Below are 19064 nucleotides of genomic sequence, written 5' to 3' on the forward strand. Positions count from 1 at the left end.
CGTTATTATAGGGACAATGCGCAAATCTGTCACTAGCACTGTCCCGTGATCGGCAAGTTACTGCACAGGTTATTTTCCGGCGAGTTTCCGCGCGACGGCCGGGGCAAAATAGGTCAGGATGCCATCGCAACCCGCCCGCTTGAAGCCCAGCAGACTTTCGACCATCGCCTTGTCGCCATCGATCCAGCCGTTCTGGGCCGCGCCCATGATCATCGCGTATTCGCCCGACACCTGATAGGCAAAGGTCGGCACGCCGAATTCGTCCTTCACGCGGCGGCAGATATCGAGATAGGGCATGCCCGGTTTGACCATGACCATATCCGCACCCTCATCAAGATCGCGGCAGACAAGGCGCAGGGCCTCGTCGGTGTTGCCCGGGTCCATCTGGTAGGTCTTCTTGTCGCCTTTCAGGGCACCGGATGCGCCAACCGCATCGCGGAACGGGCCATAGAATGCGCTGGCGTATTTCGCGGCATACGACAGGATCATCACGCGCGAATGGCCGTGCGCCTCAAGCGCGGTGCGGATGGCACCAATGCGGCCATCCATCATGTCGGAGGGACCAATGATGTCGGCCCCCGCTTCGGCCTGCGCCAGGGCCATTTTCACAAGCGCCTCAACGGTTTCGTCGTTGATGATCTCACCGTCGCGCACATAGCCGTCGTGGCCGTTGATGTTGTAGGGGTCCAAAGCCACGTCTGTCATGATCGCGATCTCGGGCACCGCTTCCTTGACCGCGCGGATGGCACGGTTCGACAGGTTGTCGGGGTTCCACGCCTCGGCGCAGTCCTCGGTTTTGAGCGAGGGGTCCGTATAGGGAAACAGGCAGATCGCGGGAATGCCAAGGTCGGCCGCTTCTCGCGCGGCTTCGACGATCTTGTCGACCGAACGGCGCACGACGCCTGGCATCGAGGGGATGGGCTCTTCCACGCCTTCGCCGTCACGCACGAAGACCGGCCAGATCAGATCATCAACCGTCAGGGTGTGTTCGCGGACAAGGCCCCGGATCGCGGCGGATTGACGAGTGCGGCGCAGGCGGGCGGTCGGAAAGGCGGCTGGCGAGTGGCTCATGGTGTCCTCATTTGTCTTCCTACCCGAGTGCCACGGTTTTTCGTCTATCTCAAGGCTAGGAATTGCCGCGGCAGCGGGTTATGTGGGGGATCAACACGAGGGCAGCAGAATTGAACTGGCACCAAACCGTCTTTGAACTCATCGATATGCGCAGTTTCTCGAACCTCTGGTTCTGGATTGCGTTGGCTGTCATGTGGTCCTCGGCGAGCCACTGGGTGCTTGGCGTGCCCTATGACATGGTGCTGCGGGCCAAGCGCGTTGGCGGCCAGTCGGAAGTGGATCTCGAAGATCTCGTGCGCATCAATACCAACCGAATTCTCTATATCGGCCGGGTGTCCGGGCTCTGGCTTCTGAGCTTTGGCTGTTTCGTCCTCGCGATCCTTGCGGTGGTCGGTTTCGGGTTCGGGATCGAGTTCGCGCAGGCCGTGTTCCTGTTGATGTTCCCGATGTCTCTCGTGGGGCTGATGAGCCTGTCGACGGCGACCAAGATCCAGGACGAAGAGGCCAGTGGCGCGCTTTTGTACAAACGTCTCAACCGCCATAGGATCTTTGTGCAAGTCATTGGTATGATTTCGATTTTCATCACGTCTATCTGGGGGATGTACCAGAACTTCTCCTCGTCTCCGCTGGGTTGAGGATTGCAAGATGGCTGGAAAGAACCACATCACCGTAGGCGGTGCGCCCGAAGGCTTTGATGCACAGTTGATCCTCAAGGAAGTGGCCAAGACCGGCGGTCCTGTCTGCCACGTTGCACGGGATGACAAACGGCTTGCGGCGCTGCAATCGGCGCTGGCGTTCTTTCAACCTGACATGCCGGTGATCACCTTTCCGGGTTGGGATTGCCTGCCCTATGATAGGGTCTCGCCCAATGCCGACATTTCCGCGACCCGGATGGCGACGCTGGCGGGGCTTGTGCATGGCATGCCCAAGCAGTTCGTCCTGCTGACCACGCTCAATGCAGCGACGCAGCGGGTGCCGGCGCGTGAGGTGCTGCGAGAGGCGGCTTTCAAGGCGCAGGTGAACTATCAGATCGACGAGGGCGCGTTGCGTGCCTTCCTTGTGCGCATGGGCTTTACTCAGGCGCCGACGGTGATGGAGCCGGGCGACTATGCCATCCGGGGGGGCATCATCGACATCTTCCCGCCGGGTGACAGCGGCCCTGTGCGGCTTGACCTGTTTGGTGATGTTCTTGACGGTGCGCGGCGGTTTGATCCGGTGAGCCAGCGGACGACGGAAAAGCTCGACATGGTCGAACTGGCCCCGGTCTCAGAGGTCATTCTCGACGAGGCGGCGATCACGCGGTTCCGGCAGAACTATCGTATCGAATTTGGTGCAGCCGGAACCGATGATCCGCTTTACGAGGCGATCAGTGCGGGCAAAAAACACCAGGGTGTCGAACACTGGCTGCCGTTCTTTCACGAGCGCCTTGAAACCCTGTTCGATTACCTTCCGGATGCGACGATTTCCCTTGATGATCAAGTGGATGCGGTGCGTCTTGCACGTTGGGACACGGTTCAGGACCAATACGAAACCCGCCATCACGCGCTGCAACAGAAAAGCCGGATCGACACGGTTTACAAGCCGGTGCCTCCGGCGCTGCTCTATATGGATGATGCCGCGTGGGACGCGGCTGTTGGGGCGCGTCGTGTTCTCAAGTTCAAGCCGTTGCAACAGGCATCGGGACCGGGGGCGATTGATGCGGGTGGCCGGATTGGACGCAATTTTTCTCCCGAACGTCAGCAGGAAAACCTAAGCCTTTTCGGGGCCTTGGCCGATCATATCAAAGCCAAGATGCAAGATGGCCCTGTGCTTGTGGCCTCGTATTCCGAGGGCGCGCGAGAGCGCTTGAGCGGGTTGATCGAGGACGAGGGGCTGGCCGAGGCGATTCCGGTCACGGATGCAACGCGGATCAGCAAGACGGGGTTGTATCTTGCCGTATGGGCCCTGGAACACGGGTTCGAAGCGCCGGGAATGACCGTGATTTCGGAACAGGATGTTCTGGGGGATCGCCTGATCCGTGCACCGCGCAAGAAGCGGCGGGCCGAGAACTTTTTGACGGAGACCCAATCGCTTTCGCCGGGCGATCTGGTGGTGCACGTCGATCACGGGATCGGGCGTTATCACGGGTTGGAAGTGATCACGGCGGCCGGTGCAGCGCATGAGTGTCTGAGCCTCGAATATGCCGAGAGTTCAAAGCTTTACCTGCCGGTTGAGAACATTGAACTGCTGTCGAAATACGGCCACGACGAAGGGCTTCTGGATCGCCTTGGTGGTGGCGCGTGGCAGGCCAAGAAAGCCAAGCTAAAGGAACGTATCCGCGAGATGGCGGACAAGCTGATCCGCGTGGCGGCCGAGCGTGCGTTGCGCAAGGCGCCGGTTCTTGAGGCGCAGCACCATGCCTGGGAAGAGTTTTCCGCGCGCTTCCCCTATCAGGAGACGGAGGACCAACTGCGCGCGATTGGCGACGTGGTGGGCGATCTGGGGGCCGGGTTGCCGATGGATCGCCTTGTCTGTGGTGACGTGGGGTTCGGTAAGACCGAGGTGGCGATGCGAGCGGCCTTCGTGGCGGCCATGTCGGGGATGCAGGTTGCGGTGATTGCGCCGACCACGCTTTTGGCGCGGCAGCACTACAAGAGCTTTGCCGACCGGTTCCGTGGGTTCCCGCTTGAGGTGCGCGGCCTGTCGCGGTTTGTCAGCAACAAGGAAGCCGAGAAAACCCGCGAGGGCCTGTCGCGAGGGACGGTGGACATCGTGATCGGCACCCACGCGCTTTTGGCAAAAGGCGTGAGTTTCAAGAACCTTGGCCTGTTGATCATCGACGAAGAGCAACATTTTGGCGTGGCGCACAAGGAGCGCCTCAAGCAGATGCGGTCAGACGTGCATGTGCTGACCCTGACGGCGACGCCGATTCCGCGTACACTGCAACTAAGCCTGTCGGGCGTGCGTGATCTTTCGATCATTGGCACACCGCCGGTGGATCGCCTTGCCATTCGCACCTATGTCAGCGAATTCGATGCGGTGACCATACGCGAGGCCCTGTTAAGGGAACATTACCGCGGCGGTCAGAGCTTCTATGTGGTGCCACGTATCAGCGATTTGCCCGACATCGAAGCCTTCCTACGTGAACAGGTGCCGGAAATCAGCTTTATCACGGCGCACGGCCAGATGGCGGCTGGTGAACTGGATGATCGCATGAATGCCTTTTACGATGGTAAATACGACGTTCTGCTGGCGACGACGATTGTGGAATCCGGTCTGGATATTCCGACGGCCAACACCATGGTCGTACACCGTGCCGACATGTTCGGCCTATCGCAACTCTATCAGATCCGGGGGCGTGTCGGCCGCTCGAAGACCCGCGCCTATGCCTATCTGACCACCAAGCCGCGTATGAAGCTGACGCCGGCGGCCGAAAAGCGGCTGCGGGTTCTGGGCTCTCTGGATACGCTTGGAGCCGGATTTACCCTTGCCTCCCAAGACCTTGATATCCGTGGGGCAGGGAACCTTCTGGGCGAGGAACAGTCGGGCCAGATGCGGGATGTGGGCTATGAGCTTTACCAGTCGATGCTGGAAGAGGCGATTGCCAAGATCAAGGCCGGAGAGATGGAAGGCCTGACCGACACGGATGACCAGTGGGCGCCGCAGATCAATCTGGGCGTGCCGGTGCTGATCCCCGAAGACTATGTGCCTGATCTGGATGTGCGTCTGGGCCTATATCGTCGCCTGAGCGGGTTGCACAGCAAGGTGGAGCTTGAAGGCTTTGCTGCGGAACTGATTGACCGGTTCGGGAAATTGCCGAGGGAAGTCAACACCTTGCTGCTAGTTGTTCGCATCAAGGACATGTGCAAGCGGGCCGGGATTTCCAAGCTGGACGGCGGGCCAAAGGGCGCGACGATTCAGTTCCACAACGACAAGTTTGCCTCGCCTCAGGGCCTTGTGGAGTTCATCCAGGATCAGCGTGGGCTGGCCAAGGTGAAGGACAACAAGATCGTTGTGCGCCGTGACTGGAAGAAGGAAAGCGACAAGATCAAAGGGGCCTTTGCCATTGCCCGCGATCTTGCCGAGAAGGTCATCGCCGAAAAGAAACGCGCTAGGGCGAAAGCCAAGGGTTAAGCGCGAAACCCACGTTGGTATTGCGTCGGTATTACGTCGGTATTGCGGAGGTGCGACCGCGGTATCCGGCGATCCGTTACCGCGGCGTCCGGTGGTAAAAAGTTGGTTTAGGCGGCGCGCTGTTCAAGGCGACGCATCTTGAGCATCAGTGCGTATCCGACGACCGAACTGATGCCGATGCCGATGGCCAGCGGCAGCGGCGTGCCATCAAAGGCGAGGCCGATCGGTACGGCGATCATCGTTCCAAGAACCGTGGCAATCGCGCCCATGACGCTGGCTGCGGTGCCGGCCATGTGGCCGAGCGGTTCCATCGCCAGCGCGTTGAGATTGCCCAGCGTCATGCCGACCTGGAAAAAGACGCTGGTCTGCCACAGCACGAAGGCCAGGAACAGCGGCAGGCTGGGGGGCAGGATCAGGCAGAGGACAAGCATGGTGGCAGAACAGAGGACCTGGGCGCCCAGCGCCACGGTCACGAGGAAGCGCATGCCGACGCGCACCACCAGCCATGCGTTCAGAAGGCTGGCGCTGCCCGAGACCAGTGCGATGCCGCCGAACCAGAGGGGAAACTCGTCGTTGCGCCCGAAGGTGGTGTCGAAGATTGGCTGAACCGAAGAGATCATCGCGAACAGGACACCGAAGCAGAGCGACTGAACAAGGATCGAGGTGCGGACCGAGGGAATGGCCCACATTTCCTTCATGCCGCTGATCAGCAGCGACAGGCGGAAGGGGCGGCGATCTTCCTGGGCCAGAGGTTCGGGAATGCGCAGCGCGAACCAGAGGCCGGTGAGGATCGAGAAAAGCATGAAGGCCACGAAGACCCCGCGCCAGCTTGAGTAGGCGATGATGATGGCCCCGAGAGAGGGGGCGATGGCGGGCACCAGCGTGAAGATCATCATCGCCAGCGAGACAATGCGCGCCATTTCGCGGCCCGAGAACAGATCGCGGATGATCGCCAGCGTCACGATGCGCGGGCCGGCGGCACCGATGCCCTGCAAGAGCCGGGCGGCGAGGACCAGTTCGAGAGATTGCGACAGCCAGCCGATGAAGGCGCAGACGGTGTAGAGGACCGCGCCGCCAAGAAGCACCGGCTTGCGTCCGAAGGCGTCCGAAAGGGGGCCTGTGAAGAATGTGCCGATCCCCATTCCCAGAACGAAGCTGGTGAGGATCAGTTGCGCGCGATTGAGGTTGTCGGGGCTGAGTTCCTGGCCGATCTCCGGCAAGGCAGGCAGCATCGCGTCAATTGAAAATGCGATGGTTGCAAACATCATGGCGCAGAGCGCCACGAACTCGGTTCGGGAAATCGGCAGGGATGACATGGGGTGCTCGCAAAATACGTACCCCTTGGCGCTAGCACATTGCCAATACACACGCCAGAGGCGACGTTGCGCAGGGTATTGTGCGATTTTGCAGAGGTCAGCTCTCGGTTTTCGCAGGGTCGGGCGCGTCGTCGACGTTGTCGGCCTGGGGTTCGGCATCCGAACTCTTGTCACCCAGTTGCGCGAAAAGCCAGTGTGAGTGGGCTGCGTGGCGTTCCGCAGTCATCCTGCCGAACTGCTGAATCACGAAGGCAAAGATGCCAAGGCCCGTCAGGATGAAGACGGTCGTGCCTATTTTCCCAAGAGTTGTCACGGGAACCAGGTTTCCGTAGCCAACTGTTGAAAGGGTCACGACCGAGAAAAAGTAGGAATCGACCCAGCTCCAGCCTTCGACATAGTGAAAGAACACCGTGCCCGATCCGATGGTCGGGGCCAGGAGAAGGAGGAGGTAGAGGATTCGTACCTTTGGGCTCATTCAGCCGCGTCCTGTTCCATCAGTTCGTTGATGACCTTGACCCAGAGGTCAGCAGGCTGTGCGCCGGGGACGGCGTGACGATTGTCGACAATGAAGGTCGGAACCGAGTTCACGCCCATCTGGCGGCTGTGGGCATCGCGCTGGCGGATCATGTCGGCGTCGGCATCCGACTTGAGCAGCTTAGCAACCACGGCGGCATCCATGCCGATACCGTCAGCCAGATCGCACAGCACCTCGTCGTCACCGATGTCGCGGCCTTCTTTGAAGTAGGCGTCGAACAGGGCATTCACCATCTCGTCCTGTTTCTGCTCGATCCCGGCCCAGTGGATCAGGCGGTGCGCGTTGATCGTGTTCGGCGTGCGTTGAATGGCACCGAAATCGAGGTCGAGACCTTCTTCGCGGGCGTGCTGGTCGATCTCGGAATAGACTTTGACCGCGCGTTCCTTGCCGCCGAATTTGGTTTCGAGATAGGTACGGCGGTCCATTCCGTCGCCCGGCATGTCTGGGTTCAGCTGGAACGGGTGCCACTCGATCACGAAGGGGTGATTGGGAATTTCTGCCAGCGCCTTTTCGAGACGCGTCTTGCCGATCAGGCACCAGGGGCAAATCGGATCAGAGAGAATGTCTAGCTTAATCATGTATTTGCCTCGAAGTTTTCACGTAGTGCCCGGCGGCTGAGCTTGCCATTTGGATTGGTAGGTAGCGCGTCCAGACGCTGGAACAACCGGGGTTGTTTGTAGCGGGCCAGATTGGATTGCGCAAATGCCTGAAGTGCGGCGTCATCCAGCGGCGCATCAGAGGTATAGAAGGCGGCGATGACGCGGGTGTCGGCCTTGACCTCGACATCGGTGACACCGACGGCCCCGATGCCGGGAAAGCGCGAGAGCGCGGCTTCGACTTCGAGCGGCGAGACACGAAAGCCACCGGCATTCATCATGTCGTCATCGCGACCCGAATAGGTGATGTAGAAGTCTTCGTCCATCACGCCCTGATCGCCGGTCAGGAACCAGTCGCCCATGAAGCGCGCCTGGGTGTCTGCCTCGGCCCTGTAGTAGCCCAGCATCAGGCCGGGATCGCGGCGGTCGACGGCGATGGTGCCCTCGGAGCCAAGCGGAACGGGGCCGGTTTCGTCCACTATGGCGATGCGGCGTCCGGGTTGCGGGCGACCAAGGGTGCCGGGATGGGCGGGCGAAGAGGGGCTGGCCGAAATGAAGGTGGAGCATTCCGACATGCCATAGGCCTCGTAGAGCGCGCTGCCCGTGGCCTCATACCAGTCTTCGCGGATGGTCTCGGAGAGCTTTTCACCCGCGGTCAGGCCATGGCGAAGATCGGGCAGGTGAATGTCCGGATGATCGCTCAGCATCTTGCGGTAGACGCCGGGGGCGGCGGCAAAGATCGTCGCCTTGTGGCTTTTGAGAAGCCTGGGCAGCGCCATCAGGTCGACGCCTTTGGCCGGGATCAGGGCGGTGGCCCCCACAGACCACGGGTCCATCAGGCCTGTGCCAAGGGTGAAGGTCCAGTTGAAGGCACCGGCGTGCATCAGCCGGTCATCGCGATGCAGGCCGTACCAGCCTTCGTGCATCATCTGGCGCGCCCAGATCGCGCGGTGGGCGTGGCAAACCGCCCGAGGCACGCCCGAGGTGCCGGAGGTGTAGATGATATAGCCAAGCCGCTCGGGATCACCCATGTGGAAGGCGGCGGGCGGCAGGATGCGCATCTCTTCCAGCGCCTCAAGCGTCAGCTGGGGAATGCCGGGGGTGTCGGGACAGGCGATGTCGGGATCACGCAGGATGGCGGCCGGCGAAAGCTCGGCAACCATCTTGGCGACTTCGGGGTCTGTCAGCTGTGAAGAGGTGGGCACGGGCACAAGGCCAACTGCGATACAGGCGAGATAGGCAATTGGGAACTCGACCGTGTTGCCAAGGCGCATGAGGACGATCTGGCCGGGCGCAAGGCCTTGTTGCAAGAGCCCCGTGCCGGTGCCGAGGATTGCCGCCTTCATCGCGCTGTAGGTCCAGTCTTCGGACCCATCCAGCGACATTACCGCAAGCGCGACCTTGTCGGGCAGGGCGTCGGCATGGGCCAGCACATGGGCCGCCATGTTGAAGGGGGCGGGGGCGGGCGTCGGGGCGCCTTGATCGAACAGAGACAGCATGGGTTCTTGGTAGGCGTCGGTTTGGGGAGTTGCAAGGGGAGGTTAGGGCGGTTTAGAAGGGCCAGCATGACAGATAAAGACCCGAAATCCCTGATCAAGGTCGCCCGTGAGAACGGGCAGGCGGACCATGTTGAACCTCTGGACCTTGGGGTTCGGGTGCGAGAGCTGCGCAAGGCGCGCAGCTGGACGCTCGAGCAGGCGGCAAAACAGGCCGGTCTGGCGCGATCAACCTTGTCGAAGATCGAGAACGGCCAGATGTCACCGACCTATGACGCGTTGAAAAAACTGGCCGAGGGGCTGGAGATTTCCGTGCCGCAGTTGTTCACGCCGCCGCAGAAAAGCCAGGTGAACGGCCGCATGTCGGTGGTGAAGTCGGGCGAAGGGGTGCATCAGGCAACGGTGACCTATGAGCACGAGTTGCTGGCCGAGACACTGACCAAGAAGTCGATGCTGCCTTATCGCGCGCGGGTGCGTGCGCGTTCGATCGAGGAATTCGACGGCTGGGTCCGCCATGACGGCGAAGAATTTCTCTATGTGCTGACGGGTGTTGTGAAGCTCTATACCGAGTTCTACGAGCCGGTAGAAATGCGCCGTGGTGACAGCGCCTATTACGATGCCTCGATGGGGCATAACGTGATTTCGGTGTCGGATGAGGACGCCACGATCCTGTGGGTGACGTCCCTGACGGGCTGATCAGGTCTGCTTGCGGCGCAGCAACGTTGTCACGATGCCGGGCAGGAAGGCATAGGCCATCACGGCCAGTGAAAACAGGATCATGCCGATACCGATCCATTTCAGTTGATCGATTTGGGCCTGTTTTTCCTGCTTGCTGGCAAAGGTGCGCGTGTTGGTCGAGGCCACGGTCGCGCTGGTATAGGTGATGCCTGAGAGCTTGTCAGCGGAGGTGTCTGTCACTAGGACCGCTGGTTCCACTGCTGCGGCCGAGGCACGCATGACGGTTGCCGAAGCGCATCTGACATAGGCGACGGGTTCGGCGGATTTCTCGCCTCGGGCCACGCGCGCCAGTTCGTTCCAGTCGATATGGGAGAAATCGCCTTTTTCGTTTTTCTGAACACCCTGGCCGTGTTCTGTCCAGCCGGTGGGGCATGTGTCGGTGCGTGCGGCGTCTGCCTGTACCGCGAGACCGAAAATAAGCGGAAGGGATAAGAATGCGGCCTTAAATTTGGTCAAGGTCTGCCTCCTTGGGGGGGTTGCCTCAAAGGTTTGTTTTTTCTTTTCTTTTTACGCTACACTTAAAAGTTGTGATGAGCGACACGTTTGATCAGTTTTAGTTGAGTGTTGCAGAAATGCACAACTTGAAGTGGTTTGCGCTAAGGTCAAGTCAGTCAAAACGTGCAGATTGTTCGGCCAGATGGCGGCGCCGTATTTCTGCATTGCGCATTTCCTTCAGCTTGTTCAGGCGTGCTTCGATGACTTCACGGCGTAGTTTCGCGCGGCCCTTTTTGACAGGCCGCCAACTGTCGAAACGCACATCAACGGTTGAGAGGGAGAGCATCGTGTCCTGCTCTTTCTTGCCCAGTTTTTCGACAAAGAAGATGGTGACGTGGGGATCATCCACCGAGTCCACGAAGACGGCTTTTGTCCCGTCGCCGATCGTGATGTCGAATTCGTAGAAATGGTCTTCGCCGAGCAATTTTTTTAGCGCGGCCATCGTGTGCGGATTTTTGGGCAGAAAGCGAAGGCCGTATTTTCCCAGGACGGTGATCTGGCCCGGAAACTCGGTGCGACCGGTAAACAGCTTGACCGGGATTCGGCAGGTTTTGCGCCGGCGCAGGATGCCAAGGATGATGCCCGGCAAGTAGCGGGCGAGGACAAACACGCTGACAAAGCTCAGGAGAGACAGGGCAAGAATCATGAGCTTTTCCAGAAGCTCGGCGTCGATGGTTGGCTTTTCCTCTTTTGCGGAAACTTTTGATCCTGCCGCTTTGGGCGCGCGCCCGGATTCCGTGCCTGCGATACTCTTGCTGCTTGCGTCTGCGCCGCGCGCGGTTGTGGGGTGGACCGTCGCAATGCCGGTTTCCACGACTTGCATGCCTTCAGGCGGCGACAATTCGCCCTTGGGCAATGCGTCGGTTTCTCTTTCATCGAGCGCGCAACCTTCGGTTCTAATCGTCGTGGTTTCAGGATGATTTTTCTTGTCGCTGGGTGGTTCCCCGCGTGCAAGTCGCGCCAGTTCTGCCCAGTCGATCTGCTCCAGCTTTTCGTCTTCTGATTGTGGGGCTGTTAACGTGCGTTCAATGACGGTCTTGCTATCACCACAGTCGTTGATCTGTGCCATAGTGGGTGAAGACAGCAGGGGCACGCCCAGAACTGCGAGCGTGGTGATCCTGAGAGAAGATGCGAGGCGGGGTGAACAGGGGCTTTTTGAGGGGATCTCGGTTCTTGAGGTGTTAAGTTCTATCGTATTGAAATCAGGTGTCTTTGAGCGAAAACGCGATCGTGCGCCATAGGGCCGCGATTGGGTGGCCAAAGGATCAGTCGGTTTCGAATTTGAAGTGCGACTCTGCCTGATGTCTTTGCTCAATTGCCTCTCCGGATAATAACTCGCCTCACAAACCGTTTGTACTCGGTATATTTATTCTTGTTTTGATATGTATACGCCTAAAAGTTGTGCGAAAAAAGTATTATGTTGAGTCACCTTTTGGCGTCAGCCTTTCGGCGACGCCGTGACGGAGATAAATTGCGCGATGGGGTTTGTCAGAGCTTGGCGAGCGAGGTTTCGAGGTCGCCGTAACCAGTAAAGCGGCGCTCGAAGGCAAGGCCTAGGCGCTCGGCGCAGTCCTGGGCTTTCTCGGTCAGGGCGGGATCGTCGATCTGGGCCTGGTACACCAGTTTGGAGTAGTTGCCGAAGTACATGTCGCGCAACTGGGGATGACGGTCGAGGCCCATGGGTTTCCAGACGAAGGCATCGAACTGGCGCACAAGGAAATCGGTCAGGTAGAAGGCGTCGAACTCGGTTTCCGAGACCTTTGCGAATGTGTCGTTGCCTTCAAAGAAACTGTAGCAGTGCGGCCCCTGAACCATTTCCACGCCAAGGTCGGCGCAGGTCTGTTCGAGCAAGCCTCCGGTGCCGCAGTCAGCGTAAACCACGAAGATCTGGTCATAGGTGTCGCGATGCCTGGTTACGGCTTCGCGGACCGCTTCGGGGATTTTTTCAGGGTGAATGTGGTAGATGGCGGGCAGGCAGGTCAGGACCATGTGATCCCAGCCATTGGCCTTTTGCAGGGCGAGGATTTCGCGGGCCAGGGCTCCACAGGCAATAAGCAGGATGCGGCCGGTCTGGGCGGTGGCAGTCATGCCGTCGCTGGTCAGGGTCTCATCGCTGGGTAGGGCCATTTTGTTCGCCTTCCTGAAACAGATACGGCCCGCCCGGGGAGTGGGACGGGCCGTTTTTCAAAACGCCTGAATTGAGGAGGAGGATCAGGCGTTCATCGAGTTGTGTTTGCGGCTGACCATTTCCTTGGCCATTTCAACCGCAACAGCCGCGTCACGGCAGTAGCCGTCTGCGCCGATTGCCTTGCCGAACTCTTCGTTCAGGGGCGCGCCGCCGACCAGAACGATATAGTCTTCACGTACGCCTTGCTCGACCATGGTGTCGATCACGACCTTCATGTAGGGCATGGTGGTGGTCAGCAGGGCCGACATGCCGAGGATGTCCGGCTGTTCGTTTTCCAGTGCTTCCATGTAGTTCTCGACCGGGTTGTTGATGCCCATGTCCACAACTTCAAAGCCTGCGCCTTCCATCATCATCGCAACGAGGTTCTTGCCGATGTCGTGGATGTCGCCCTTCACGGTGCCGATGACCATTTTACCAACGCGCGGTGCGCCGGTTTCAGCCAGCAGCGGCTTGAGGATCGCCATGCCGCCCTTCATTGCGTTTGCCGCAAGAAGAACTTCGGGCACGAAGAGGATGCCGTCACGGAAGTCGGCACCAACGATGGTCATGCCGCCAACCAGGGCTTTGGTCAGGATGTCGTAGGGCTGCCAATCGCGCTCGAGGAGGATGTTAACGCCTTCTTCGATCTCTTCCTTGAGACCGTCGTAAAGGTCGTCGAACATCTGTTGTACCAGTTCCTCGTCGTCCAGTTCAGACAGGATGATATCGTCTTCTTCCGACATGGGCTTTCCTTATGGCTTGCCGGCGCGCGGCCTGTTTCGTTGTTTGATTCAGAATTCGTCTTTTTCTGCCGCCGCGACTGTCAAAATTGCGACATGGCTGACGCTGGGACCGACTTATAGCGATGAAACAGACGGTTGGGTGTGAAAGATTCTCATGCTCATCTTGGGGTTAATTGCATGTGTTCCCTATTTGTTCTACCTTGCCGATATGGAACGGCGACATTTTCAGGCTATTGATCCCGACCGGCGGCGCGGACGGGGCGCGGTGAGCAATCACAGCGGCCGGTTTGACCTGACTCGAGTCGAGGAAAACGATGGCTGGGAGATCGCCGAGGAGCGCGCCGGATTTCGCACCGAGCTGACGCTTGAGACCGCGCGCAGCATAATCACGCGCAATACCTCGCCCGACATTCCGTTTGATCGCTCGATCAATCCTTATCGGGGCTGCGAACATGGCTGTGTCTATTGTTTTGCGCGTCCCACCCATGCCTATCTAGGGCTGTCACCGGGGTTGGAGTTTGAAACGAAGCTGGTGGGGCGCCCCAATGCGGCTGAGGTTCTTGAACGCGAGTTGCGGCGCAAGAATTACCGGGTGGATACGCTAGCGATGGGCACCAATACCGATCCCTATCAGCCGGTTGAAAGAGAGCAGGGTATCTGGCGCGCCTGTCTGAAGGTTCTGCGAGATTTCAAGCATCCATTGGGGATCGTGACCAAGGGGACGCTGATTGAACGTGACATCGACTTCCTGTCGGAGATGGCGCGCGACGGGCTGGTGCATGTCGGGATTTCGGTCACGACGCTTGATCCACAGGTCGCGCGCGCGATGGAGCCGCGTGTGCCGTCGCCCGCCCGCCGCCTGAAAACCATCGAAGCGCTGAGTGCGGCCGGTATTCCGGTGCGGGTGATGATGGCGCCGGTGGTGCCGTCAATCACCGATCACGAGATCGAGGCGGTTCTGGCGGCAGGGCGCGCGGCGGGGGCGGAGGCGGCCAGCTGGATCATGCTGCGGCTGCCGCGAGAAGTGTCGGAATTGTTCCAGGAATGGCTGGGCGAACATTTCCCTGATCGCGCGGCACGGGTGATGGCGCGGGTGCGGGAAATGCACGACGGGGCGGACTATTCGTCGGAATGGGGCAAGAGAATGCGCGGCGAGGGACATTATGCCCAGATGATCGCCGCACGGTTCGATGTGGCCCTGAAACGGCAGGGGTTGAACAAACACCTGCCCAAGCTGCGGCGGGACCTGTTTTGTCCGCCGCTGGCGAAGGGGGAACAGCTGGCCTTGTTCTAGGCGTGGCGCTCAGGAGGCTTGTTTCATCTCGTTCAGGGCGTCGCGGACGCAGCGCGCCTTGGCGACAGCCATCTCGGCGAGGCTTTCATCGTCGGTGCAGGCGGCGATTTTCGTATCGAACTCCGCACGGGCCTTTTCAAGAGCGTCGCGTTCACTTGGCAGCACTTCGAAAGCGTATTCCAGCGGGGCATCGGGGGCGAGCAGACCTTCTTCACGAAGGCGGGCCTCGGCGATGTCGCGGGCCGCGTGGGTCATCTTTTCGAACAGAATGCTCATGGTTGTCTCCTTTGAGGGACAGTCGAGTTATGGTCCTACGTTGGCGTCAGCCGACGGGCGGCTGGCGTTAGAAAAGCGAGGTTTTGGCGAAAGCCGGGGCCGGAAAACCCCACCGGAACGGACCCGGCATCTTTACTTTGGGTCAGTGCGTTTCGGTGCGGCTCTGATCTAGGTCAAATTGCTCCGATTGGTCGCAAGCAAATGCTGCGTCTGCACGGTGTTTGAGCAGCGATTTCCGGCGTTTAGCGCAATCAGTTGCCGATTTGGCCGTCTTGCAGAGAATCAGCGAGGTAGGGCGCGTACATCCAGCCGGTGATGGGCGGTGTTTGGGCGGGCAGGAAAACCCGTGCCCAGTTGCCCTGCCGGTCGACCAGTACAGCCATTGTGCCGCTGTCGAATTTACCAAGCGATCGCGAGGAAGCGCGGGGCTGCCTGCGCAGGTTCACGAAGTCGCCGACGAGGGTAAGTTTTGGAAGTGCGGCCATTGGTGAGGACGGGGCCGGTGATCGGCTGGGCCTTAAGGGGCGTGTCGGGCCGCGCAGGATCATCGCGGGCGGGCGGTGCAGGGGCAGGGCGCGGGGCGTCTGGCCTTCTGCGGGGGCAATCTGTTCTGCTCCGGATGTCTGAACCGATATCCGTGCGGGGCTTTCCAGCGCGGCGAAGCTTTCTTCGTCGGATGTTGGTTGCGGACGCAAAGGGCCTTGTAGGGCCAACAGAACATCAAAGGGCGCCAGCATCTCAAGGCGCGGCGGGGTGTCGGCAACCGGTGCGTCCGGCACTGAGGCCTTTATCGAGACGGTCACGCGCGCTGGCGGTGCAGGCAGGGTGGCGACCTGACGGTCTGCACCGGTCTCGGTGGCACGGCTCGAGCGTGCGGGGCGGGTCAGTTGCGGCTCTGGCAGCGGTTTTAGGGGCAGGGCCGCCAGAACGAGTTCTGCGGGGGGCGGTACCGTGTCTGCCTTTGAAATGACACCGGTATCCATCTTGTCCGCCGGGTTGGCATAGACAATTTCGGCCGGCGTATAGGTCGCCAGCGCATAGACCATCAGGCCGATAAAGACGGCTGGCCCCAGAGTAGATGTGCGGTCGTCCAATGGCATCTCGGATTGTCAAAGGAACTTGGTAACGGGGCGCAGTGTTACAGGGCACAATAGGAGGGGCAAGCCCCTAAGCAGAAAAGAAAAAGGCGCGATCCGGCAGGGTTCGCGCCTTGGTTGTTTTGATGTGTATGCCTTACCCGCGACGGCGGCTGCGGCGGCGGGCCGGTGCGGCGGCGTCTTCGCCGGTGCCATCGCTGGCCGAAGAAAAACCGCCAAGGGTTTCGGCGATCTGTTCGAGCGTTGGGCGGGTGCCACGCGGGCGGGTTTCCAGAGCTTCGCGCATCGCGGCAAGGTGCTCGGGCATGGTGCCACAGCAACCGCCGATGATGGTGGCGCCACAGTCGCGGGCCATGACCGCATAGTCGGCCATCAGCTCCGGCGTGCCGTCATAGTGGATGTGGCCATCCACGTATTTCGGAATGCCGGCGTTGCCCTTGGCGATCACGGGGCGTTCGTTGCCCTGGGCGGCAAAGCCCAAAACGGTGCGCAAAAGATCGGGCGCGCCGGTGCCGCAGTTGGCGCCATAGGCGAGGGGGGCGTTCGGCAGGCCTTCGACAAGCTGAGACATGTCCTGCGAGGTGACACCCATCATGGTGCGGCCTGCGGTGTCAAAGCTCATGGTGCCACACCAGGGCATATCGGCCAGCGCAAAGGCTTCGGCGGCGGCGCGGTATTCTTCGGGGGCGGAAATGGTTTCGAGCCACAGGACATCGGCCCCGCCTTCCTTGAGGCCCTCGGCCTGTTCGTGGAAGATCTCGACCGCATCGGCGTGGCTGAGCGCACCAACCGGTTCCATGATCTCGCCGGTCGGGCCAACCGAACCGGCCACGATGACGGGGCGACCGGCAGCATCTGCGACTTCGCGGCCGATCTCGGCCGACATGCGCGACAGTTCGCGGGCGCGGTGGCCGGCGTCGTGCAGTTTGAGGCGGGCAGCATTGCCGCCGAAGGAGTTGGTCAGGAAGATGTCCGAGCCGTTATCGACAGCGAGGCTGTAGAGCTTCTTAATGCGGTCGGGGTGCTTTTCGTTCCAGAGTTCCGGGGCATCGCCGGATTCCAGACCCATGTTGAACAGGTTGGTTCCGGTGGCGCCGTCGGCCATCAGCCAGTCGCGGGTTTCCAGCAGTTTGGTCAGCGCGTTGGTCATTCGGGCCTCCTTATAGGGTCGTGCTGTCGTTGGGGCACATGTGTCACGCCGATTGCCGGTCTTCAATGGCAATTCGTCTCATGTTGATTATGAGGCGGGTTATTCGGCGGGAACCGGCACGGGGGCGGGGCGCGGTTGATCAAGGCGCACCGAGCGGATCAGGTCACAGGCGGCAAAGGTCAGCTGTGGCCAGCCGGGGGCTGCCATGAAGAGTGGCTGCCAGCGCGGGGCAAAACACTGTTTGAACTGGCGCAGGCCGGGGCCGTTGGCGTGTTTGTCGAACTTGCGACGGATGGTGTTTTCGACCGGATGGCAGCCTTCGGGGCGTGCGGGCACGGCGGCGAGGGACAGGCAGGGAATGTCGTCCTCGCGGGCAAGTTCGATGGCGCGGTTCACCAGCGCGTGCATGGTGCCGTCGGGGGCGTCGGGCAGGATGCGCATCAGATCGAGGCACCATTCACGGGCAGACCTGTGCAGGGTGATGAAACCGACGCAGCCCTTGTCGGTGCAGGCCAGAAGCACCTTCTGTTCGGCAACGTAGCCTTCTTCGAAACGTCCCATCGAAAAGCCGCGTGCGACGCCGTGGGCGTCTTCCCATGCGTGGGAAATGCGGCGCATCTCGGTCAGGGGGAGGTCGTGCGCGGCGGGGGCGTCGATGGACACACCGGCCTTTTCCGCATGGCGCAGCTTGCGACGCAGCTGGCGATATGAGGCGCCCTTGAGATCGTGCGATTGGGTGCAGATCAGGGCCTCGTCAGCGATATGAAGAACGGCCCAGCCTTCGCGGCGGGCATGAACCGCCTGTCGCGAGGTGATCTTGTATTTGCAGATGATACGGTTCTGGGCGCGGGCAATGCGGCGCAGCGGGGTGGCAAGCTCACCGGCGTGGCTGTCGACGGGATCGAAGAGCGCGGTCAGGGTCTGGCCGGTGCGGACGATGCCGCAAATGCCGTGACCACAATCCACCAGCGACCCGCCATTCTGGCGCAGGACACCCAGTTCGGCGCGGGCCATCGGGGTGGTGAGTGCATCGGCAAGGTCGGAGGCTTGCGTGGCGAGGTAAGCCTCGTGCTCGCGCAGGGGGCGGAGCAGGGCAATCGCGGCGATCACCGCCGGAATGGCATAATAGACAATGCGGAAGGCGATGATTGCGGCCATCAGTTCGGGATGCGGCAGATGCGGCAGCATAGACAGCAGGGTGAGTTCGAACGGACCAACGCCGCCGGGCGTGCCGGACAGGATCGCGAGACCCAGCGCAACGAGGAACACTGGCAGGAACATCAGCAGGTGCAACTCGATCCCATGCGGGATCAGGGCATGGAAGGCGATGCCCGCCGCAACGGTATCAATCAGGCACAGGGCCATCAGGCTGCCCATCGCGGGCAGGGTCGGCAGGGCGATTTCACGCCCGCCAAGGATGCGCAGAACCGGGAAGAAGAAGGCCAGGAAGGCAAGGCAGCAGGCGGCGACCAGAATCACGGTCGGCACCCAGCCCGGGATATGCGGCACGGGCAGGATCAGGGCGCTGACGGCGATCACCACGGCAAGGGCCGCAAGGAAGGTCACGGCGACAAAGGCGGAAATGCGCGCGGCATCGATCAGGCTCAGGCCCGGCTGCATCCGCCAGCGTACGAAGCTGCCAACCACGGCACCGGCGCCAAGGGTCTGGCCAAGGGCGATGGCGGTTGCGCCGCCCAGCGTGGCATCGCGCGGGCGTACGCCGGTCTGGAAATGGCGGTGGGCAATCACATCGTAGCGGGCAACGGCAAGGAAGCTGATGGCGGTTGCAACAAGTGCGATCAGCCACTGATGCGGTTGCAGCGTGGTCATCGCGGCCTTGAGTGCGGCCATGTCGAGACCTTCCAGCCGCTCGACAACCAACCAGCCACACGCGGCCGCGATTGCAAGGGGCAGAACGTGTTTAGGGAGCTGACGCAAGGACCTCAACGACTGCAAGATATGTGCCTGTGTGTTTGT

17 protein-coding genes are annotated in these 19064 nt (G+C 60.7%); 4 read left to right on the top strand and 13 right to left on the bottom strand.

Going from position 1 to position 19064, the window contains the following annotated elements:
- Positions 1-69 precede the first annotated feature (69 nt).
- Positions 70-1071: a porphobilinogen synthase gene (gene hemB, locus ABWV42_RS14560; protein WP_353340805.1), complete on the bottom strand. Its 1002-nt coding sequence runs from the start codon at positions 1069-1071 to the stop codon at positions 70-72.
- 110 nt (positions 1072-1181) lie between these two features.
- Between hemB and ABWV42_RS14565 the strand changes: the two genes are divergently transcribed.
- Both ABWV42_RS14565 and mfd read left to right on the top strand, forming a co-directional pair.
- Positions 1182-1706 (top strand): component of SufBCD complex, encoded by a 525-nt coding sequence (locus ABWV42_RS14565; RefSeq protein WP_353340807.1) that lies wholly within the window; start codon positions 1182-1184, stop codon positions 1704-1706.
- A 10-nt stretch (positions 1707-1716) separates the two neighbouring features.
- Complete coding sequence (gene mfd, locus ABWV42_RS14570) at positions 1717-5184, top strand: transcription-repair coupling factor (protein WP_353340808.1); 3468 nt, start codon at positions 1717-1719, stop codon at positions 5182-5184.
- 107 nt (positions 5185-5291) lie between these two features.
- Here the strand turns inward: mfd and ABWV42_RS14575 are convergent, their stop codons facing one another.
- From ABWV42_RS14575 to ABWV42_RS14590, 4 genes are all read right to left on the bottom strand, one after another.
- Positions 5292-6500, bottom strand: a complete 1209-nt coding sequence (locus ABWV42_RS14575) for a multidrug effflux MFS transporter (protein WP_353340809.1) — start codon at positions 6498-6500, stop codon at positions 5292-5294.
- Positions 6501-6597: 97 nt separating this feature from the next.
- Positions 6598-6975 (bottom strand): potassium channel family protein, encoded by a 378-nt coding sequence (locus tag ABWV42_RS14580; RefSeq protein WP_353340810.1) that lies wholly within the window; start codon positions 6973-6975, stop codon positions 6598-6600.
- Positions 6972-7613, bottom strand: a complete 642-nt coding sequence (locus ABWV42_RS14585; protein ID WP_353340811.1) for a DsbA family oxidoreductase — start codon at positions 7611-7613, stop codon at positions 6972-6974. The genes ABWV42_RS14580 and ABWV42_RS14585 overlap by 4 nt, the downstream gene beginning before the upstream one ends.
- Positions 7610-9130 carry a class I adenylate-forming enzyme family protein gene (locus ABWV42_RS14590; RefSeq protein ID WP_353340812.1) on the bottom strand — a complete coding sequence of 507 codons (1521 nt, stop codon included), beginning with the start codon at positions 9128-9130 and terminating at the stop codon, positions 7610-7612. The genes ABWV42_RS14585 and ABWV42_RS14590 overlap by 4 nt, the downstream gene beginning before the upstream one ends.
- A 66-nt stretch (positions 9131-9196) precedes the next feature.
- Here ABWV42_RS14590 and ABWV42_RS14595 point away from each other — a divergent pair, with 66 nt between their 5' ends.
- The gene (locus ABWV42_RS14595; protein ID WP_255106545.1) at positions 9197-9823 is read left to right on the top strand and encodes a helix-turn-helix domain-containing protein; all 627 of its coding nucleotides are present in this window, start codon (positions 9197-9199) and stop codon (positions 9821-9823) included.
- Here ABWV42_RS14595 and ABWV42_RS14600 read toward each other — a convergent pair whose 3' ends face one another.
- The 4 genes from ABWV42_RS14600 to ABWV42_RS14615 all read right to left on the bottom strand — a co-directional run bounded on the left by ABWV42_RS14600 (position 9824) and on the right by ABWV42_RS14615 (position 13270).
- Positions 9824-10321 carry a hypothetical protein gene (locus ABWV42_RS14600; RefSeq protein ID WP_353340813.1) on the bottom strand — a complete coding sequence of 166 codons (498 nt, stop codon included), beginning with the start codon at positions 10319-10321 and terminating at the stop codon, positions 9824-9826. It abuts the gene before it with no gap.
- Between the two features lie 151 nt (positions 10322-10472).
- The gene (locus ABWV42_RS14605; RefSeq protein WP_353340814.1) at positions 10473-11429 is read right to left on the bottom strand and encodes a hypothetical protein; all 957 of its coding nucleotides are present in this window, start codon (positions 11427-11429) and stop codon (positions 10473-10475) included.
- Between the two features lie 419 nt (positions 11430-11848).
- A complete protein-coding gene (locus ABWV42_RS14610) occupies positions 11849-12487 on the bottom strand; it encodes a DUF1638 domain-containing protein (RefSeq protein ID WP_353340816.1) in 639 nt (212 codons plus the stop codon).
- A gap of 84 nt (positions 12488-12571) precedes the next feature.
- Positions 12572-13270, bottom strand: a complete 699-nt coding sequence (locus ABWV42_RS14615) for a cobalamin B12-binding domain-containing protein (protein WP_255106555.1) — start codon at positions 13268-13270, stop codon at positions 12572-12574.
- Between the two features lie 208 nt (positions 13271-13478).
- On the opposite strand from ABWV42_RS14615, the gene ABWV42_RS14620 reads away from it, so the two are divergent.
- Entirely contained in the window at positions 13479-14564 is a 1086-nt protein-coding gene (locus ABWV42_RS14620; RefSeq protein ID WP_353340817.1) for a PA0069 family radical SAM protein, read from the top strand.
- A gap of 9 nt (positions 14565-14573) precedes the next feature.
- On the opposite strand, the gene ABWV42_RS14625 is transcribed toward ABWV42_RS14620, so the two are convergent.
- The 4 genes from ABWV42_RS14625 to ABWV42_RS14640 form a co-directional block, all read right to left on the bottom strand.
- Complete coding sequence (locus tag ABWV42_RS14625) at positions 14574-14840, bottom strand: hypothetical protein (RefSeq protein ID WP_255106558.1); 267 nt, start codon at positions 14838-14840, stop codon at positions 14574-14576.
- A 251-nt stretch (positions 14841-15091) separates the two neighbouring features.
- Positions 15092-15940, bottom strand: coding sequence for an SH3 domain-containing protein (locus ABWV42_RS14630; protein ID WP_353340818.1), 849 nt, complete (start codon positions 15938-15940; stop codon positions 15092-15094).
- Between the two features lie 133 nt (positions 15941-16073).
- A complete protein-coding gene (gene bmt / locus ABWV42_RS14635) occupies positions 16074-17087 on the bottom strand; it encodes a betaine--homocysteine S-methyltransferase (protein WP_353340819.1) in 1014 nt (337 codons plus the stop codon).
- A gap of 99 nt (positions 17088-17186) precedes the next feature.
- Positions 17187-19025: a phosphatidylglycerol lysyltransferase domain-containing protein gene (locus tag ABWV42_RS14640; protein WP_353340821.1), complete on the bottom strand. Its 1839-nt coding sequence runs from the start codon at positions 19023-19025 to the stop codon at positions 17187-17189.
- Positions 19026-19064: the final 39 nt, after the last annotated feature.

It is taken from the genome of Pelagimonas sp. KU-00592-HH (assembly GCF_040369695.1).
In the GTDB taxonomy this organism is placed as follows: Bacteria; Pseudomonadota; Alphaproteobacteria; order Rhodobacterales; family Rhodobacteraceae; genus Shimia.

What these genes read in the sequence shown, in the direction of transcription:
- hemB (WP_353340805.1), bottom strand. Translation starts at nt 1,071, where the DNA reads ATGAGCCACTCGCCAGCCGCCTTTCCGACCGCCCGCCTGCGCCGCACT.
- mfd (WP_353340808.1), top strand. Translation starts at nt 1,717, where the DNA reads ATGGCTGGAAAGAACCACATCACCGTAGGCGGTGCGCCCGAAGGCTTT.
- ABWV42_RS14575 (WP_353340809.1), bottom strand. Translation starts at nt 6,500, where the DNA reads ATGTCATCCCTGCCGATTTCCCGAACCGAGTTCGTGGCGCTCTGCGCC.
- ABWV42_RS14580 (WP_353340810.1), bottom strand. Translation starts at nt 6,975, where the DNA reads ATGAGCCCAAAGGTACGAATCCTCTACCTCCTCCTTCTCCTGGCCCCG.
- ABWV42_RS14585 (WP_353340811.1), bottom strand. Translation starts at nt 7,613, where the DNA reads ATGATTAAGCTAGACATTCTCTCTGATCCGATTTGCCCCTGGTGCCTG.
- ABWV42_RS14590 (WP_353340812.1), bottom strand. Translation starts at nt 9,130, where the DNA reads ATGCTGTCTCTGTTCGATCAAGGCGCCCCGACGCCCGCCCCCGCCCCC.
- ABWV42_RS14595 (WP_255106545.1), top strand. Translation starts at nt 9,197, where the DNA reads ATGACAGATAAAGACCCGAAATCCCTGATCAAGGTCGCCCGTGAGAAC.
- ABWV42_RS14605 (WP_353340814.1), bottom strand. Translation starts at nt 11,429, where the DNA reads ATGGCACAGATCAACGACTGTGGTGATAGCAAGACCGTCATTGAACGC.
- ABWV42_RS14610 (WP_353340816.1), bottom strand. Translation starts at nt 12,487, where the DNA reads ATGGCCCTACCCAGCGATGAGACCCTGACCAGCGACGGCATGACTGCC.
- ABWV42_RS14615 (WP_255106555.1), bottom strand. Translation starts at nt 13,270, where the DNA reads ATGTCGGAAGAAGACGATATCATCCTGTCTGAACTGGACGACGAGGAA.
- ABWV42_RS14620 (WP_353340817.1), top strand. Translation starts at nt 13,479, where the DNA reads ATGGAACGGCGACATTTTCAGGCTATTGATCCCGACCGGCGGCGCGGA.
- ABWV42_RS14625 (WP_255106558.1), bottom strand. Translation starts at nt 14,840, where the DNA reads ATGAGCATTCTGTTCGAAAAGATGACCCACGCGGCCCGCGACATCGCC.
- ABWV42_RS14630 (WP_353340818.1), bottom strand. Translation starts at nt 15,940, where the DNA reads ATGCCATTGGACGACCGCACATCTACTCTGGGGCCAGCCGTCTTTATC.
- bmt (WP_353340819.1), bottom strand. Translation starts at nt 17,087, where the DNA reads ATGACCAACGCGCTGACCAAACTGCTGGAAACCCGCGACTGGCTGATG.